Raw genomic sequence first — 16,887 nt, 5'->3', positions numbered from 1 at the left:
GCCCGGACGAGCCTCTCCCCTCGGTGTCCCCGACGCCTTACGCGTCTCCCGACGCGCGGCCTAGGTCAGCCACTCGCCGCCCGAGGGCGGACGCCGATCGCGCCCGTCCTTCTCGTTCTCGGGACGGCGCGAGTGCAGATCGATACGCCGGGCGTCGGCTGCCAGGCGCCAGGCCAGGATCTGGAACAGGCCGAGGCTCGTGATCGCGGACGTCGCCGCGAACGCAAGGCCCGCGGAGAGAACGATGACGATGTCCCGGGGCGAGAAGGCGTCGAGAAGCGCGAGCCGGCCAACGACCAGGTCGGCCATGAAGGCGAGCACCACAGCGACGGCAAGGAACGACCCGGCGCCCGTCGTCTCCGCACCCATGAACCCGGTAAGACTGGACAGGACCGCCAGGATCACCAGCAGGGAGCCGAGATGGCCCAGGTGTGGATCGTGCAGAGCCAGCTGGACGATCGCATGCCCGAACGATGGGAGCGTGACGAGGAAGGCGGCCACGAGCAGCCACCGCGCGCCGCTGTAGGCCCTGTAGCGAGACCGGAAGACGAGCGCCGCCGGGAGCGCTATCGCCGCGACGGCCCGGGCGGTCCCCCAGCCCACCGCGGTCCCCGAGCTCTGGAGGCCGATGACTGTCGCGATCGCCCCGAGCACCACCATGGCGACGGCGCGCTGCCGGTAGCTCACCGACGTGAGCGCGGTGAACAGCGCGACGATGCCCAGGACGAACGCAGGCGGCCCCGCGACAACGCCGTCCGGGCGGAGCCCAGCGATCGACAGGCCGCCGAGCAGAAGGAAGCCGGCGCCCACCGCGGCACACCAGATCCGCGCCGCGTCCTGAGCTGGACGCATCGGCGCCAGGTCCTCCATGAGCGCTTCGGACGCGAGCAGCGGCTTGGTGACGTGCTCACGCGTGCTCGGGGGCGCCGCCTCGACCTGGATGGCCGGGTTCGACTCGAGGCGCCGATCGACCGGAGCGACGCTGATCGACGCCGCAGCGGGCTCTTCCTGGGCGCGGTCGGCCGGGCTGTCGCCGGCTGTGGCGCCCTCCGGCTGCGCTGGTGCTGCCTTTTCCCGTTCGGCGATCGCGCGACGGCTCGCTGGCGGGCGGTCGCGGCTCGCCTCTCCGAAAGGCTTTTCCATTGATGGAGCTGGATCAGATCTCACGGGCGTCGAAGGGAGTGCTGCGGAGCTGACCGAGCAGCTCGGCTGAGGTGAGCCGTGCGACCAGGGTGCGCCCGAAGTCTCGCACGGCAGGGAATCCTTGCCCATCCATGGCAAGGGATTGCTCGTCCATGTACAGCCGGCGTGCAATCTCGATTTGCACGGCGTGGACGGCACGGTGCGGTTGGCCGTAGTGCGCGGTGCTGAAGCCCCCTTTATAGGGGTCATCATGGCGCACGGAGAAGCCGCAGGCGCGCGCGTGCTGATCGACCGCGTCGATCACCGCGCTCGCGGCGGTCGTCCGCCCGCGCGTGCCGGGGACGATGTCGGCCCGACCGAGCGCCCCCTCCGCGTGGCCGCGGCGGCTCTGGCTCGGCATCGAGTGCGCGCAGAGGAGGATCGCGAAGCCGAAGCGCTCGCGCTTGCGGGCGAGGAGCGCGCTGAGGGCCCCGTGATAGGGGCGATAGAAGCGGTCGAGCCGGCGCTCCACCTCCTGCCGCGGCAGCCGGGCGGCGAGGATGGGCTCGCCGTCCGTGGTCATGCGCCAGATGAGCCCCCGCGGGAAGGGCGCCCGGCCGCCGCCCTCGACCGCGTCGCCGTCGCAGTCGGCCTCGCTCCGGTTGAGATCGACGACCAGCCGGCTCATCCGGGAGAACAGGAGCGTCGCCCCCTCGGCCGGAGCGTCCTGGAAGAGCGCGTCGACGTACAGGTCCGCGTCGCGCCCGATGCTGCGCGCCGGCGCGATGGTCCAGGACAGCGACTCGGGATCCACGTGGACGCCCGCGTGCGGTACCTCGACGAGGACCGGGCTTTCCGCTCCGCGGGGCTCGATGACCTCGAAGGCTGACACCACGAGGCCCACTGTGACGCATTCCGCGTCCGGCTGGAACCAGGACGGGGAGGTGAAATGCCGGAAGAGAGAAAGACGTATTGCCGTTCGGGGCGTTCTGGGCCGCTCCGCTCCGGCCCGGCTTTCTGGCGCGCTCCGCCGCTTTCGAAGTACCGTTGGCCGTGGACCTCGCGACCTGGGTGGACGCCTACCTGGATCACCTTCGCGTCGAGCGGGCTCTGGCGCCCCTGACGCTGGAGGCGTACGGCCATGATCTCGCGAAGCTCGTCGCTCACGCCGAGGCGAACGGGATCACGACCGTCGACGGGCTCGACCAAGCGCTGATCGGCACCTACCTGGTCGCGCTCGGCCAGGCCGGGATCAGCGCCAGCTCGGCGGCGCGCCACCTCTCCGCGGTCCGCGGCTTCATCCGCTTCCTGCTCCGCGAGCGCAGTATCGAGCGGGATCCGTGCGCGCTGGTCGAGCGACCCAGGGTCGGGCGGCGGCTGCCCAAGGTGCTCTCGTTCGACGAGATCGCGCTCCTCATCGAGGCGCCCGAGCAAGGGACGTTCAAGGGGCTGCGCGACCGCGCGATGCTCCATGTGATGTACGCGGCCGGCCTGCGCGTCAGCGAGGTGGTGCGCCTCAAGCTCGCGGACATCGACCGGCGCAAAGGGATCGTGATGGCGCTCGGCAAGGGGAGCAAGCGGCGGCTCGTGCCGCTCGGCGAGCCGGCGCTCGCCGCCATCGACGCCTACCTGGAGCTGCGCTCCACGCACCCGCGCAGCGCGGCGACCCAGGTGCTGTTCCTCTCGCCGCGCGGCGGGCCGCTCACCAGGCAGGCGGTGTGGAAGCTCCTCGGCGGATATGCGCGCGCCGTGGGCATCGCCAAGCCGAGCTCGCCGCACAAGCTCCGTCACTCCTTCGCGACCCACCTGCTCGAGGGGGGCGCGGATCTCCGGAGCGTCCAGGCGCTCCTCGGTCACGCGAACGTCGTGACGACCGAGATCTACACGCACCTCGCCGACGACCACGTGCGCGCCGCGTACCGGCGGGCACACCCTCGCGCGTGAGCGCGCAACATGGCTATTTGCAGCGTTTGAGGAATTTGCCGCAAGGCTTGCTCGCCGCCTGCCCCGCTGGCTGAGCCGGGGGGATCTCGGTGAGCTGGAACTCTTGCACGAGCGGCGTTCCGGCCTTGACGACCACGCTCATGCTCCGCGGGAAGTAGCCGGTTCGCTTGACGCTCACCTTGTGCACCCCAGGGGTGAGCCCGAGCTCGACCTCCGGGGCCTGAGTCACCTTGCCGTCGATGGTGATCTCCTCGCAGGCGACGGGCTTGCAGGAGATCTTCACCGTCGCGTCGGTCGCCACGCCGGCGTCGGTCGCGGCGCCGGCATCGATCGGAAGCTCGGCGCTCGGGGTGCCGGCGTCGGCGGCCGGCGCGCTGGGGGCTGGCTCAGGCGGAGCGGGCTCGGCCGACAGCGCGGCGGGAGCTGCCGCGGAAGCGCTGGTCGAGGCGCTGGGGCTCGGCTGCGCCTTGTCCTTGCGGTCCAGGACGTACCACGCGGCGGCCGTGCCCCCGACGAGCAGCACCCCAACGATGCCCACCATCAGCGAGGCCGCCTTGCCCCACGGCGACCGGGGCGCGGTGCTGACCGCCGTCAGCGCGGGGATGCCGCTTCCACGGGACGGCGTCGGGCTCTGGGCCGAAGGCGACGGCGCCTGTCCGGCGGGCGCATCGGCGGAAGGATGCGGCGAGGGCGCGAGCGGCGGCGAAGGTGAAAACGGCGAGGGCGCGAGCGGCGGCGAAGGTGAAAACGGCGACGGCGACGGCTGCGGCGAGGGTGAAAACGGCGAGGGCACCAGCTGCGTGGCGTCGCCGGGCGGCAAGGGCGCGGGCGCGCTCGCCGCGGAGACGGCAACGGGCGGCGGCGCGGGCGCGACCGCCTCGTTCACCGAAGGGGACAGGGCGAGCGTCGAGCCGACCTCGATCGCGGCCGCCGAGAAGCCGCTGAGCATGGCCGCGAGCTCGCTCGCCGAGCGGAAACGCTCGCGTGGATCGTGCGCCAGCGCGCGCGCGAAGGCGCCGTCGAGCACGGGGCTCAGCGGGATGCCGAGCTCCGCGGCCCGCACGGACGCGGCGAGGCGTGGCGCCATGAGCTCGCGCTGCCAGGCCTGGACGTCCACTTGACCCTGGCAGGAACGCCAGTACGAGCGGCCCGTGAGCGCGAAGAAGGAGACCAGCGCCGCGGAGAAGATGTCGGCGGCCGGTCCCGCCTGGCCGCCCGGCTGAAGCTGCTCGGGCGCCAGCCACGGGGCGGAGAGGACGTACCCCTCCTGCGTCGGCAGCATGCTCCGCGCGAGGGGCGGCCCGAAGTCGGTGAGCTTCACGCTGCCCGGAGCGCTCGGGTCGATGAACAGGTTCGTCGGCTTGAGGCCGTGGTGGGGGACCTCGCGGGCGTGGGCCGCGTCGAGCACCGCCGCGAGAGAGCGGAGCATCGAGCCGACCTCCTCGAAGCCCATCGGCCGGCGTCGCACGAGCTCGCCGAGCGACGGGAACGGGATCATGTCCGTCACCGTGAAGGGCGCGGCCGTCGCCGGGTCGTAGCCGGCCTCGAGGATGTGCGCGGCGAGCTCCGGCGGCAGCCGGTTCGTCTCGGCCACGTACCGCTGGAGCTGCTGCATCGCGTCCGCGCGCTGGCCGACGACCGGCGAGTACAGCTTGAGGGCGACGTCGCGCGCTTGCGCCGTCACCGCGCGGAAGGTGGCCGTCGCGCCCCCGTAGCCGAGGAGCGAGCGGACCGAGAACCTCCCCGCGATGACGCTGCCCGGCGCGACGTTCGGTGCCGTCACGCGATCACTCCGCCGCGACCGAGATCGACTCGATCGATTGCAGGATGGTCTCGTCGGCGCCGGAGTTGTCGTCCTCGGGGACGAAGCCGAGCCCCAGCACGATCTCCCCGTCCTTCCCGGCGTCGCCGAAGATCAGCAGCGGGCCCTTCCTGGCCCCGCGGGTCGCGCCCTCTTTCTGCCAAAGGCCGATCTTCCGCCCGGCGACGTCCTTGATGTCGTCGGGCTTCTTCCAGTTCACCTTCTTCTTCGGCAAGGTCACGTTGATCTCATGCGCCAGCGCCTCGAGCGCGGCGTCGCGCTTCTCGATCGCCTGCTTGCCCTCGCCCGCGTCGATCTGCGCCGTCGCGAAGGCCGGGCCCTCGTCCGCGGCCTGCGCGATCGTGGCGCTCTCGGCCTGGGCGTAGGTCCAGCCCTTCGCGGGCGTGAACACGAGCGAGCTCTGGGCGATCTTCGCCCGGGTCGACGCCTCTGCCTGGCACTGCTCATCGAGCGCCTTGCAAGGCTTCGGAGCAGGGGGAGGCGGAGGCGGAGGCGCCGCGGTCACGGTCGGCGGCGGCGCCACGGGTTGCGGTGGAGGCGGCGAGCTGCACGCCGCGGCGAGCGCCGCCGCAGCGCCCAGCGCTAGGGTAGGCAATCGTCGGAAGAACATTGCGCCCGAGCGTTGCAGGACCGGACCCGGTACGGCAAGTAAAGAGCGACTGGGGGAGACAGCTTGCGCCGCAGGGCGCGGCCGGCGCCGCGCGAAAGGCCGATCGCGCCGACCGCGCCGGATCAGCCGCCCGGCGCGGTCGCGAGGCGCAAGGGCTACTTGACGACGGCGCCGACGTCCTGTTCGACCTGCTCGGCGACGCCGACCGGCACCTTGCCGTAAAGGCGGGTGCGCTCCGTGACCAGGAAATAGTCGGGCTTGCCGCTCGCGCCGGGGGGCCCCTTCACGAGCTCGGCGAAGCCGATGTCGCCAGAGCGGCCTGTGTACTCGATCCGCACCACGACCTCCTTCTGCTCCGGGGCAGCGGCCACGTACTCGGTGGGACGGAGGCGGTCGAGCTTGGTCATCCAGTTGCCGACCGTCTCGTCGTTCTGCTCGGGGCTCGCCGGATCGGCCCAGAATTTCTTGCCCTCGTCGCCGCTGCGCACGACCTCGCGGCGCTTGTCCCCGGCGATGACGCGCGCCCTGGCGAGATCGACGTCCTTCCACTCGTGCAGATCCCGCTCCAGGAGCCGTGACTCCGCGGTGTCGAGATCGCGGTAGATGTCGCCCTTGATGGCGTACACCTCGCCCGTGGCCTCGTCGCGCGCGTACCGGTCCGCGCCGCCGGGCGTCGCGCCGCCGAGGACCAGCTTTCGCTCGGCGCCGCGCAGCTTGACGGTGAGCGTGCCCTCCGGCTCGGCCAGGCCGAACTCGGCCGCGCGGTCGTCGCCGATGCGGCCGATCGAGCGCAGCGCCTTCAGCGGCGCGATCGCCTCGGCGAGCTTGTTGCCGGCGGCCACCGAGACGAACGTCGTCGTCTTCACCGTCGGCTCAGCCTGCGCGGGCGGCTCGTCGTCCTGCTCCGCGTCGTCTGGGTTCTGGTGCGGGTCCTTCGGCTTCTCGGCCGGGGGCGTCGCCTTGCGCTCCGTCGTGCCGACGAAGTAGCGGCCCTCCTTGTCCTTCTTCGCCTCGAGGACGACCGTCTTCGATTTCCCCTCGAAGGTGACGCGCTCGACGTCGTCGGCGCGGCCGGCCCAGACGGTCACGTCCGCGACCGAGAGGGCGGCCGCCTTCTCGTCGCGCGTCCAGGCGAGGACCGCGAACAAGGCCGCGACCACAACAAGGCCGAGGTGCACGAAAAAGCTGCGTTCCAACCTCATGCGCGCCTCCCGCTCGCGCGCCGCCCGCGGCGCGTGATGAAGAGCCCGAGACCCAGCACCATGGCCGGCGCCACGAGGATCGTGGCCCAGAACCAGACCTGGTCCTTCTCCTTCGTGTGCTCGATCCGGACGTCCTCGCTCGTCGTGATCTCCCCGGCGTAGCTCTCCTCGCCGCCGAGCCACCGGAGCGCGTCGAGCGCGAGCACGATGTTGGGTTCGTTCCTGAACGCCGCGTCGCTGAACACGTCGGCGTCGGCGACCACGAACGCGCGCAGCTCCTTCTTCTCCTTGTCTTCCCCGCCGGGCGCGAGCTCCTTCGAGACCGCCGCGGCGAGGTTGTAGGCGCTGCGCTTCTCGCTGTCGGCGTCGAACTTGAAGTTGCCGTTCGCGTCGGCGAACGTCTCGCCAAGCGAGCGGACGACGAAGTCGATCTTCTGGTCGCCGCCGTCGCGCTTGTCGAGCGACGACGCGCCCGGGAAGATCGTCGGCGCCTGCTGCGCGTGGCGGCTCAGCGTCGACACCGAGGCGTGCGAGGAGTACCGCGTCGTGACCAGCATCGCCTGGTCCGAGTCGTTGTAGCGCCGCCGCACATAGACCCGATCGTTCGCCAGGACCTCGGGCTTCCACGTGAGCCCCACGGCGCCGGCGAGCGGATCCAGATCGACCTTGGCGTCCGGATCGAGCGCGAGCAGGAGGTGCCCGCCCTCGTCGGCGTGCCGCTTGAGCGCCGCGACCTCCTCCGGGAGGAACGCCTTCTGCGGGCCGAGCACGATGACGACGCTCGCGTCCTTCGGGATCTCGCTGCCGAGCCCCTGGGCGAGCCCGAGGTCCTTGACGATGTAGTTCTGGGACTCGAGCAGCTTGCGGAGGTTCTTGGTCGTCCGCCCCTCGGGGGAGCTGGCCGACTCGTTCAGCTCGCCGTGGCCGACCGTCAGGTAGGCGGTGCGCTGCGGTCGGATCACCTTGAGCAGCACCTTCTGGAAGTCGGCGTCGAGGCTCTTCAGCTTGGCGCCCGCGCTCTTGATGTCAGAGCCGACGGTGAGCGTCTCGCGCGAGCTGTCGCGCGAGAGCACGATGACGCCGTCTTGCGTGACCTTCGCCTCCTTGGCGAGCGCGGGGACGAGCAGGCGATCCTGCATCTCCACGGTGATCTGCGGCGACGCGGACTTCACCTCGCGCAGGTAGCCCTCCACCTCGGCGCCGACCTCGTTCTGCTGCGGGAAGAAGGCCGTGATCTTGAGCGGCGCGGTCAGGCTCTCGGCGACGCGCTTCGTGGACTCGCCCGGGCGGGCCGTGCGGTAGTACGAGAAGTCCGCCTTGAGATCGAGCTGGCTCGCGGCGAACACGAAGAGCGCCGAGTAGACCGCGGCGAACGCGAGCGTCACGCCCGAGAGCGTCGCGGCGCGCACCCGCCGGCCCTCGATGCGCTCGGCGCGCCGCATCGGCGCGAGCGCCGCCTCGCCGAAGAACAGCGGCACCGTCGCCATGACGAGGAGCGCGATCCAGGCGACCGTCGTGGCCGCGTGGATGCGCGCGCGCATCTCGGGCGCGGCGCGCGAGGCGCCGAGCATGGCCTGCCCCGCGTCGGTCGTGGTGAAGTAGGCCGCCACCGCGACGACGCCGAGCGCCGACAGGATCGCGAGCGCGCGCTCGACCGCGCGGCGCTCGCCCGCCTCGCGCACCGCCGTCGCGAAGCGCAGCGCCGTGACGAGGACCAGGGTCAGGAACCCGAGCCCCGACAGGGCATAGCGGAGCCACTCGATCGTGGGCACCACGCGCTCGCCGAGGAAGATGGCGAGGAGCGCGCCCGCGTACGCCGGGACCATCCAGCCCCCCGCGCGGATCGCTGGCGCTGTGCGCGGCGCGGCAGGCGCCGGCTCGCCGGCCGGCGGGGCCTCCCGCCCGGCGTCCGGCGGGAGCGCGGAGCCCGCTCCCTCGCCGCGGATCTCGGCCTCGTCGGCCTGAGCTTGCTTGTCCTTCACCGCCACCTCCGCGCCTTCAGGGTGTGGGTCGCCGCGAGCAGGAAGAAGTACGCGACCGCGACGTAGTACAGGACGTTCTCCAGCCGGAGCACGCCGTTCAGGAACGGCTTCTGGTTGAGCGGGTAGAGGTTCAGCGCGCTCACGAAGTCGTTGAGCGGCGGCTCGGTCACGCGGGCGACGAGGAACAGGAAGCCGAGCGTCCCGATGATCGCCGCCCCGAGGATGACCGCGATGACCTGGCTCGCCGCGAGGGTCGAGGCGAAGAGCCCGATCGCGAGCGACGCGGCGCCGAGCAGCAGCACCCCGGAGTAGCCGACCAGGATGTGCCCGACGGACACCTTGCCGTTCACGAAGATGAGCAGCGGCATGTAGATGGTGATCGCCGTCATCAGCGACACCAGCGCGAGCGCGGCGAGGAACTTGCCGGCGATGATCTCGCCGTCGCGCACGGGCGCGGTCTTGAGCAGGATGAGCGTCCCGCTCTCGCGCTCGCCGGCGATGAGCCGCATCGAGAGGATGAGCGCCGCGACCATCGTGATGAACGCCGTGCCGTCGAAGAACTTGAGCAGCACCTCCGCCGACAGCCGCGCGCCCGAGCCGAGCGCCGCGACCTGGAAGTAAATGCCGTCGATGAGCAGCGCAGCGGCAGCGACGACGTACCCGAGCGGTGATCTCAGGTACGCGGACAGCTCCCGCCGCGCGACGAGCAATGTCCCTCTCATGTCTCGCCCTCGCCTTCCTCCGCCTGCTCGTCCGCAGGGGCCTTCCTTGGGTCGCCGCCGGCCCTCGCCCTGTCGGCCGCGGCGGACCTGTCCTTCGCCCCGGGCGCCCCACGCGAGGCGAGCCGCAGGAACACCGACTCGAGCTCGCGCTCGCTCCGCTTCACCTCGAGGATGCCGATCCCCGCCTTCACGAGCTCGGCGCACAGCGCCGCGCGCACGTCGCGGTCGGCCTCGACCGCGAAGCTCACGACGTCGCTCCCCGGCTCGGTCGTGGTGAGCTGCTCGACGGACGTGACGCCCTCGACCGCGCGCGTGATGTCGAGCGCCTTCGTCGCCTCGCCGCGCGCCACGCGGTAGCCCGCGCCCTCGGCCGCGGGGCCGCGCACAGTGAGCTCGACCCGGACGCCGTGGAGCAGCTTGGCCGAGAGCTCCTGCTCGGTCCCCTGCGCGCCGATCTCGCCGTCCCGGATCACGAGGATGCGATCGCACGTCTCGCTGATCTCGGAGAGGATGTGGCTGGAGAGCAGGATGGTGTGCTTGCCGCGCAGGCTCCGGAGCAGCGCGCGCATCTCGACGATCTGCACGGGATCCAGGCCGCTGATCGGCTCGTCGAGGACGAGCAGCCGCGGCTTGTGCACGATCGCCTGCGCGATGCCGACGCGCTGCTTGAAGCCGTGGGACAGCGAGCTGATGGGATCCGCGGCCACGTCGTGGAGCTGCGTCACCGCGAGCGCCTCGGCCACCCGCGCGTCGGCCGCGCCGGCGTCGACGCCCCGCAGGCGCGTCGCGAAGTGGAGGAAGGCGCGCACGCTCATCTCGTCGTAGAGCGGCGGCCTGTCGGGGAGGTATCCGATGCGGGACCGCACCTCGTGGGGGTGGTCGACGACATCCAGTCCGTCCACGAGCACACGGCCCGCGGACGGGAGCAGATCGCAGGCGAGGATCCTGAGCGTCGTCGTCTTGCCCGCGCCGTTCAGGCCGAGCAGACCGACGATCTCTCCCGCCTCGATCGAGAACGACAGGGGCCCGATGGCCTTCCGGTCGCCGTAGTACTTGTATAGGTCGCTGATTTCGATCACGGCCGTGCACCCCTCCGCGAAGGGAAGACTCTCCGCGCCGGCGATTCGGATGCCGCAGAGCGCGGCGGTCCAGGCGCCAGCGGCCCCTTACAACAGCGGGTGGCGGAAATCATTCCCGACGCGGCGCGCGGGGGGCGCTCGGGAGGGCGGTCTTCCCCTCTGACGCGTCGAACGGGACACTCGGTGAAGCGGTGAGCGTAGCGACCAGGACGTGATGGATGTCAGCCTGCTGCGCGGCGGGGTCGGCGATCCGGCAGCGCTCGCCCCGCCGTCAGCAGTGCTCGGCGATGATCGCCCAGCAGGCGTCCGCGAACTCGCGGTACGTCGATCGGTCGAGCGTCGCCTGCGTCACCGGCATCACGTCCTGGTGCTCCGCGAGCATCGGGCGCAGCGCGCCCTCGATGTCCGCGCTCGTCTCGATCCACAGGAACTCCTCGATGCCGTCGGTGATCTGGCCGCGGATGAGCCTCGGCACCTCGCTCAGCCGGACCTTCTTCGGGCTCCGCCGCGCGATCGACGAGGCGATCTGCTCGGCGTGCGCCGGCCACCGCTTGAGCGCGTTATGGAACGTCGAGCCGACGAGCCGGAGGATCTGCTGCGCGAGCATCGCCACGCGCGGGCGCTGCACGCGCTCCTCGTTCTCCGCCACCATCGCCAGGTAGTCGTCGCTCAGGAGCTTGCGCAGGTCGCTCGAGAGGATCTGCTGCGACTCCGGCGTCATCCGCAGATCCGCGACGTGCGCGAGGAAGATGTCCCGCAGCATGGTCAGCCGCGCCGTCACCGAGCCGGTCGGGGTCGTGTCGAGGATCTCGGCGAGCGGGTCGATCAGCCGGCGCCCGAAGGTGGTGAGGATGTGATCGAGGATCCGCTTCTGGTGCTGCTTGTGGCCGAGAACGGAGAGCGCGCGTGTGATGTGCGCCTTGCTCGGCGCGTCGACGAGGATCTCCAGCGGCTGGTCCTGCGCCTTCCCCTCGTACATGCGCAGCGACGCGAACATCTCGCGGAACGCGTCCGCCGCGGCTGCCCCCTCGCCCGACTCGCCATAGACCCGGATGACGAGCCCCGAGTCGGGGCCGGCGTCGAACAGCCGCCGGAGCTCTTCCCGGATGTCCTCGTCCGTGACGAGCGGCCCCGGAGGGAGCGATTTCCCGCGTGAATCCATGCGCCTCCAGCCTACGGCAAAGCGCGGCGGTCCTGAACCTCTGTGCCCCGAGAAAGCGAGCGCAGGGGGGGCGCGCTCGCGGTCCGGTGAGGACGTGCCTGCGGAGATGTCGTACCCCGCACCCAGGTCAGGCCGGCGTGGCCTCGCTGGCCTTCGTGTCTGGAAGCGGCGAAGCCCCGCAGGGCGCGAGGAGGTGGAGAGGAGATGTCCAGACGCGGGCGGCGCGCTTACATCAGATGAATCAGATGAATCAGATGGAATCAGATGAAGACGACGGGCTGCTCCCAGATCGCGAGGACGATGCAGCCCTCGGCGCTCGAGACGCTATGCCGGCTGCCCGGGGCGTTCATCACGAGCGTGCCGGCGCGGTGGTGTCCGCGCTCGTCCGACTGCGAGCCCGCGAGCACGAGGATGTGCTCGTGGCCGCGATGGACGTGCTGCGGCACGGACGCGCCCGGCGCATAGCGCAGGAGCGCGGCGGAGGCGCCTGTGTCGCTGCTACCATAAAGGCGATGAATATCGACGCCCTCCCGGAAGCGCCGCCAGGGGACTGACTCCGGATGAGCGGCCATCGTTGCGACATTCGCAATGATGAATGGCAACTGCACAGGCACAAAATCCCGCGTCGCTGCTGAAAATGTAGCTGTCATCGCGAATCTCCCGTGTTGATGGAACCATGCCACAGCGCGCGGCGTCCACTCAACGGTAATCACGCGAAGTGCGCAAAATTCACGCGTGGGAAAAGTTCCAGAAATGAGGAGTCGCGTACACATCCATGGAGTGAAGAGCACACCGAGAACTCCTCTGTTGCCCGCGGCCGTCGTGGCACGGGGGCAGCGCTTCCTCGCCATCCTCCGTCCACTGCTCCTCTCGCTCTCGCTCCTGCCGGCGGCCGGCTGCAGCAAGGAGGGGTCGAGCGATCAGCCGCTCACGGTGGGCTTCATCTACGTCGGCCCCAGGGACGACTACGGTTACAACCAGGCGCACGCCGAGGGGGCCGCCGCGCTCGCCAAGCTGGCCGGCGTGAAGACCCGTGAGGAGGAAAACGTCCCCGAGACGGTCGCCGTGCAGAAGACGCTCGAGAGCATGATCAACCTCGATGGCGCGACGGTGATCTTCCCGACGTCGTTCGGCTACTTCGATCCCCACATCCTCAAGGTGGCGGAGAAGTTTCCGGACAAGATCTTCCTCCATTGCGGCGGCCTCTACGACGCGTCGAAGCACCCGAGCAATGTTGGCAGCTATTTCGGTTACATCGACGAAGCCGAGTACGTGTCCGGCATCGTCGCGGGGATGACCACGAAGAGCGGCAAGCTCGGGTTCATCGCGGCGAAGCCGATCCCGCAGGTGCTCCGCAACATCAACGCCTTCACGCTGGGCGCCCGGAGCGTGAACCCGAGCGCGACGACGGCCGTGGTCTTCACCGGCGACTGGTCGATGCCCGTCAAGGAGGCGGAGGCGGCCAACAGCCTCATCGATCAGGGCGTCGACGTCGTGACCGCGCACGTCGACTCACCCAAGGTGATCATCGAGCTCGCGGAGCGGCGCGGCGCGTTCAGCACCGGCTACCACACCAACCAGGCGACGCTCGCCCCAAGGGGGTACCTGACCGGCGCCGAGTGGAACTGGTCCAAGGTCTACACCGACTACCTGACGTTCATCCGCGAGGGGAAGCCGTATCCGCACCTCCTGCGCGGCGGCTTCAAGGAGGGGTACATCAAGATCTCACCCTACGGCCCCGCCGTCTCCGAGGAGGCGAAGAAGAAGGCCGAGGAGGCGAAGGCGAAGCTCACAGACGGCACGCTCACCATCTTCAAGGGACCCATCATGAACAATGAAGGCAAGGTGGTGATCGCCGATTCGGTCGCGCAGCAGCAGACCGACATCGTGCTAGAGAGCATGGACTACCTCGTCGCAGGCGCCCTCGGCTCCACCCACTAGAGCGGTGGCCACCCGCTTCGGATACGGGCCCATCTCGACGTTTTCGGTGCTCAGCGCCCTTCCGTGCGCTTCCGCGCCGAAAACGCCGATCTGGGCCCGTCTCCTGTGCGGGTGACCACCGCTCTGGAACGGGTATCGAACAGCCGTCTCCTGTGCGGGTGACCACCGCTCTGGAACGGGCATTGAGCAGCCGCTCTGAAACGGGCCGCGATCAGAGCGCTTCGAGGACGGCGGCGGCGGGGGCGGTCCAGCCGATGATCGCGCCCTGAGCGCGGACCATCTCCAGGGTCGCCGCCTTGAACTCGGGGAAATAGCTCTCGGTGGCGTCCTCGATCAACAGGCACTCGTAGCCGCGATCGTTCGCCTCGCGCATCGTGGTCTGGACGCAGACCTCGGTCGTCACGCCCGCGATGATCAGGTGGGAGACGCCGAGCGCCGCCAGCCTGGCGTCGAGCCCCGTCCGGTAGAACGCGCCCTTCCCGGGCTTCGGTACGACGAGCTCCCCCGGCGCCGGCGCGAGCTCGGGCACGAAGTCGTTGCCCGGCTCGCCCAGGACCAGGATGCGCCCCATCGGCCCGACATCGCCGATCCGCATGCCAGGAGCACCCCGGCTCCGCTTCGCTGGTGGGCAATCCGAGAGATCCAGCCTGTGACCCTCCTTCGTGTGGATGATGGGTAGGCCGTGGTCGCGGAACGCGTCGAGGACGCGCCGGACCGTCGGCACGATGCGCTGGAGCCGCTTGACGTCGTTGCCGAGCGCCGCACCGAAGCCGCCGGGCTCGAGGAAGTCGCGCTGCATGTCGATGACGAGCAGCGCCACCGCGTCCCGATCGGCGACGCGGAAGGGGTACGGCTTCGCCGCGATCTCGAGGGGCCGCGCCGTCATTGGTGCCCCGCCATCGCGCGGCCGATCTCCGCGACGTCGGCCGAAGCGATCGGCGACTCGTGGACGATGCGGCCTTCGCTCATCACGAGGACACGGTCGGCCATGGCGAAGATCTCGTCGAGATCCGCGCTCACGAGGAGGACGGCGGTCCCGCGGTTGCGCGCCTTCAGGATGCGGGAGCGGATCTCGGCCACGGCCGCGAAATCGAGCCCGAAGCAGGGGTTTGCGGCGACGAGGAGCTCGATGTCCTCGTCCATGCCGAGCTCGCGCGCCAGGACCGCGCGCTGCACGTTGCCGCCGGAGAGCTTGCCTATCGTGGCGTCGACCGAGGGCGCCTTGATGGCGTACTCCGCGGCGAGGCGCTCGGCCGACCGCCTCAGCGCCGCGCGGCTCACGCCCCAGCGGAGCCGCGTGAAGGGCGGCCTGTCGAAGACGCGGAACCCGATGTTCTCCGCGACGGACATCGCGGGGACGCAGGCGTTGCGCAGCGGCTCCTCGGGCAGGCACCGCACCCGGTGCTCCCGGATCTGCGCGCGCCCGGCGCCGTACGGCTCGCCATGGACAAGCACGTTGCCTGCCCGCGCGGGCCGCTGCCCGGCGAGGACCTCGACGAGCTCCTCCTGGCCGTTGCCGGAGACGCCGGCGATCCCGACGATCTCGCCGCGATGGACCGTGAGCGTCACGCCGTCGAGCGCCGGCCGCCCGCGATCGTCGCTCGCGGCGAGCCCCTCGACGCGCAGGATCGGCTCCCCGGCGGGCGCGTCGCCGCGCGCTGCGGAGACCTGCGCCGGCTGCGCGCCGACCATCATCTCGGCCATGGCCGCCGGCGTGAGGTCCTTGACCTTGCCTCGGCCGGCGACCCGGCCGCGCCGCAGCACCGTGACCTCGTCGGCGAACGCCGTCACCTCGCGGAACTTGTGCGAGATCATGAGCACGCTGATCCGCTGCTCGTCGGCCATGCACCGGAGCATCCCGAGCACCTCGTCGGCCTCCCCGGGCGTGAGCACGGAGGTGGGCTCGTCGAGGATGACGATCCTGCTGCCGAGGTAAAGCTGCTTCAGGATCTCGAGCTTCTGCTTCTCGCCCGCGGCGAGCGCGCGGACGGTCCGCTCCGGATCGAGCCGGAAGGGCATGCGCGCCATGAACGCGCGGATCGCCTCGCGCTCCTTGCGCCAGTCGATCACGAGGGGGAGCGAGGCCCGCGCGAGCACGAGGTTCTCGGCGACCGTCATGTTCATGACGAGGGTGAAGTGCTGGTAGACCATGCCGATCCCCAGCGCCTGCGCGTCGCGCGGGCTCCTGATGGACAGGGCCGCGTCGCCGACCCTCACCTCGCCGGCGTCGGCCTGGTGATAGCCCATGATGCACTTGACCAGCGTGCTCTTGCCGGCGCCGTTCTCGCCGAGGAGCGCGTGGAAGCTCCCGGGCGCCAGGCGCAGCGAGACGTCGTCGAGCGCGAGCAGCGGCCCGAACCGCTTCGTGATCCCCGCGGCGGAGAGCGCCGGCGGCGGCGTGGCGGGGCTGGGTTCCCGGGCGGCGGCGCGGGGCGGCCTCGCCGCGGGGCTCGAGAAGACGCGTGGGTCCATGGTCACGAGAGCGCCTCCAGCAGCGCGGCGGAGGTCGAGACCGCGCCGAACACGCCGTTCTGCATCTTGATCATCTTCAGCGCGGCGGCGTGGTTGCCAGGGTCCGTGGCCGCGCAGCAGTCGGAGAGCAGCAGGCACTCGTAGCCGCGGTCGTTCGCCTCGCGCAGGGTGGTGTGCACGCAGACGTCCGTCGTGATCCCCGTGAGGATCAGGTTCTCGATGCGGCGCTGGCGGAGGATGAGATCGAGATCCGTCGCGCAGAACGAGCCCTTGCCCGGTTTGTCGATGATCGGCTCTCCGGGCAGGGGCGCGAGCTCCGGGATGAGCTCCCACCCCGGCTCTCCGCGGACGAGCACCCGCCCGCACGGCCCGGGATCGCCGATGCCCACGCCCGTTCCGCGACCGCCGTCGGTCCGGCGGGAGCGCCACCGCTTGTTCGCCGGCAGATCGGAGAGGTCCGGCCGGTGGCCCTCGCGCGTGTGCAGGACGTGATAGCCGCGGCGGCGCAGCTCCGCGAGCGTGCGCTGGATCGGCGCGATGCACGCCCGCGTCAGGGAGATGTCGTAGCCGAGCAGGTCGATGTACCCGCCCTTCCCGCAGAAGTCGGTCTGCATGTCGATGACGATCAGGGCCGTCGTCTCGGGGCGGAGCGCGCCGTTGTAAGGCCAGGCGTAGGGATCAGCGGCCACGTAGGGCATCGGTCGAGTCCTCCTGTCATTCAGCGTTTCGCTCGTCTCGTGCGGTTCGCTCGTCTCGCGGGGCTCGCTCCTTTCGTTCGTCTCGTACGGTCCACTCGGTTCACACGGTTCGCTCAGCGCGCGCCGCCTCG

Annotated in this window: 15 protein-coding genes; 2 read left to right on the top strand and 13 right to left on the bottom strand. The window is 70.7% G+C overall.

Annotated elements, in window-relative coordinates:
- Window positions 1–60 precede the first annotated feature (60 nt).
- A complete protein-coding gene (locus tag WMF14_RS24890; protein ID WP_437790055.1) occupies window positions 61–1,143 on the bottom strand; it encodes a hypothetical protein in 1,083 nt (360 codons plus the stop codon).
- 13 nt (window positions 1,144–1,156) lie between these two features.
- Window positions 1,157–2,017, bottom strand: a complete 861-nt coding sequence (locus WMF14_RS24885; RefSeq protein WP_437790053.1) for an N-formylglutamate amidohydrolase — start codon at window positions 2,015–2,017, stop codon at window positions 1,157–1,159.
- Between the two features lie 158 nt (window positions 2,018–2,175).
- On the opposite strand from WMF14_RS24885, the gene xerD reads away from it, so the two are divergent.
- Window positions 2,176–3,066 (top strand): site-specific tyrosine recombinase XerD, encoded by an 891-nt coding sequence (xerD, locus tag WMF14_RS24880; protein ID WP_437790051.1) that lies wholly within the window; start codon window positions 2,176–2,178, stop codon window positions 3,064–3,066.
- A 13-nt stretch (window positions 3,067–3,079) separates the two neighbouring features.
- Here xerD and WMF14_RS24875 read toward each other — a convergent pair whose 3' ends face one another.
- The 8 genes from WMF14_RS24875 to WMF14_RS24840 all read right to left on the bottom strand — a co-directional run bounded on the left by WMF14_RS24875 (window position 3,080) and on the right by WMF14_RS24840 (window position 12,217).
- Window positions 3,080–4,849: a serine/threonine protein kinase gene (locus tag WMF14_RS24875; protein ID WP_437790049.1), complete on the bottom strand. Its 1,770-nt coding sequence runs from the start codon at window positions 4,847–4,849 to the stop codon at window positions 3,080–3,082.
- A gap of 4 nt (window positions 4,850–4,853) precedes the next feature.
- The gene (locus WMF14_RS24870) at window positions 4,854–5,483 is read right to left on the bottom strand and encodes a hypothetical protein (protein ID WP_437790047.1); all 630 of its coding nucleotides are present in this window, start codon (window positions 5,481–5,483) and stop codon (window positions 4,854–4,856) included.
- A gap of 170 nt (window positions 5,484–5,653) precedes the next feature.
- Window positions 5,654–6,700, bottom strand: coding sequence for a DUF4340 domain-containing protein (locus tag WMF14_RS24865; protein WP_437790045.1), 1,047 nt, complete (start codon window positions 6,698–6,700; stop codon window positions 5,654–5,656).
- A complete protein-coding gene (locus WMF14_RS24860; RefSeq protein ID WP_437790043.1) occupies window positions 6,697–8,682 on the bottom strand; it encodes a Gldg family protein in 1,986 nt (661 codons plus the stop codon). The genes WMF14_RS24865 and WMF14_RS24860 overlap by 4 nt, the downstream gene beginning before the upstream one ends.
- Entirely contained in the window at window positions 8,679–9,404 is a 726-nt protein-coding gene (locus WMF14_RS24855; protein ID WP_272093347.1) for an ABC transporter permease, read from the bottom strand. The genes WMF14_RS24860 and WMF14_RS24855 overlap by 4 nt, the downstream gene beginning before the upstream one ends.
- Window positions 9,401–10,483 carry an ABC transporter ATP-binding protein gene (locus WMF14_RS24850; protein ID WP_437790041.1) on the bottom strand — a complete coding sequence of 361 codons (1,083 nt, stop codon included), beginning with the start codon at window positions 10,481–10,483 and terminating at the stop codon, window positions 9,401–9,403. The genes WMF14_RS24855 and WMF14_RS24850 overlap by 4 nt, the downstream gene beginning before the upstream one ends.
- Window positions 10,484–10,754: 271 nt before the next feature.
- Window positions 10,755–11,645: a hypothetical protein gene (locus tag WMF14_RS24845; protein WP_437790039.1), complete on the bottom strand. Its 891-nt coding sequence runs from the start codon at window positions 11,643–11,645 to the stop codon at window positions 10,755–10,757.
- A gap of 260 nt (window positions 11,646–11,905) precedes the next feature.
- Window positions 11,906–12,217: a cupin domain-containing protein gene (locus tag WMF14_RS24840; protein ID WP_437331064.1), complete on the bottom strand. Its 312-nt coding sequence runs from the start codon at window positions 12,215–12,217 to the stop codon at window positions 11,906–11,908.
- Window positions 12,218–12,425: 208 nt separating this feature from the next.
- Between WMF14_RS24840 and WMF14_RS24835 the strand changes: the two genes are divergently transcribed.
- Window positions 12,426–13,586 (top strand): BMP family ABC transporter substrate-binding protein, encoded by a 1,161-nt coding sequence (locus WMF14_RS24835; RefSeq protein WP_437804290.1) that lies wholly within the window; start codon window positions 12,426–12,428, stop codon window positions 13,584–13,586.
- A gap of 211 nt (window positions 13,587–13,797) precedes the next feature.
- Here the strand turns inward: WMF14_RS24835 and WMF14_RS24830 are convergent, their stop codons facing one another.
- From WMF14_RS24830 to biuH, 3 genes are read right to left on the bottom strand one after another with little or no spacing between them, the layout of a single operon-like run.
- Complete coding sequence (locus WMF14_RS24830) at window positions 13,798–14,472, bottom strand: cysteine hydrolase family protein (RefSeq protein ID WP_272093342.1); 675 nt, start codon at window positions 14,470–14,472, stop codon at window positions 13,798–13,800.
- Window positions 14,469–16,058: an ABC transporter ATP-binding protein gene (locus WMF14_RS24825; RefSeq protein WP_437804288.1), complete on the bottom strand. Its 1,590-nt coding sequence runs from the start codon at window positions 16,056–16,058 to the stop codon at window positions 14,469–14,471. Before WMF14_RS24825 ends, WMF14_RS24830 begins: the two co-directional genes overlap by 4 nt.
- Before the next feature lie 2 nt (window positions 16,059–16,060).
- Complete coding sequence (gene biuH / locus WMF14_RS24820; RefSeq protein ID WP_437790036.1) at window positions 16,061–16,756, bottom strand: biuret amidohydrolase; 696 nt, start codon at window positions 16,754–16,756, stop codon at window positions 16,061–16,063.
- Window positions 16,757–16,887: the final 131 nt, after the last annotated feature.

The organism is Sorangium sp. So ce693, assembly GCF_051521375.1.
GTDB classification, from domain to species: domain Bacteria; phylum Myxococcota_A; class Polyangia; order Polyangiales; family Polyangiaceae; genus Sorangium; species Sorangium atrum.
The sequence above is the reverse complement of the archived record's forward strand: the minus strand, read 5'-3'. Positions and strand labels throughout refer to the sequence as shown.

Coding starts and splice junctions, on each gene's coding strand:
- WMF14_RS24890 (WP_437790055.1), bottom strand. CDS start 1,143: ATGGAAAAGCCTTTCGGAGAGGCGAGCCGCGACCGCCCGCCAGCGAGC.
- WMF14_RS24865 (WP_437790045.1), bottom strand. CDS start 6,700: ATGAGGTTGGAACGCAGCTTTTTCGTGCACCTCGGCCTTGTTGTGGTC.
- WMF14_RS24855 (WP_272093347.1), bottom strand. CDS start 9,404: ATGAGAGGGACATTGCTCGTCGCGCGGCGGGAGCTGTCCGCGTACCTG.
- WMF14_RS24845 (WP_437790039.1), bottom strand. CDS start 11,645: ATGGATTCACGCGGGAAATCGCTCCCTCCGGGGCCGCTCGTCACGGAC.
- WMF14_RS24840 (WP_437331064.1), bottom strand. CDS start 12,217: ATGGCCGCTCATCCGGAGTCAGTCCCCTGGCGGCGCTTCCGGGAGGGC.
- WMF14_RS24830 (WP_272093342.1), bottom strand. CDS start 14,472: ATGACGGCGCGGCCCCTCGAGATCGCGGCGAAGCCGTACCCCTTCCGC.
- WMF14_RS24825 (WP_437804288.1), bottom strand. CDS start 16,058: ATGGACCCACGCGTCTTCTCGAGCCCCGCGGCGAGGCCGCCCCGCGCC.
- biuH (WP_437790036.1), bottom strand. CDS start 16,756: ATGCCCTACGTGGCCGCTGATCCCTACGCCTGGCCTTACAACGGCGCG.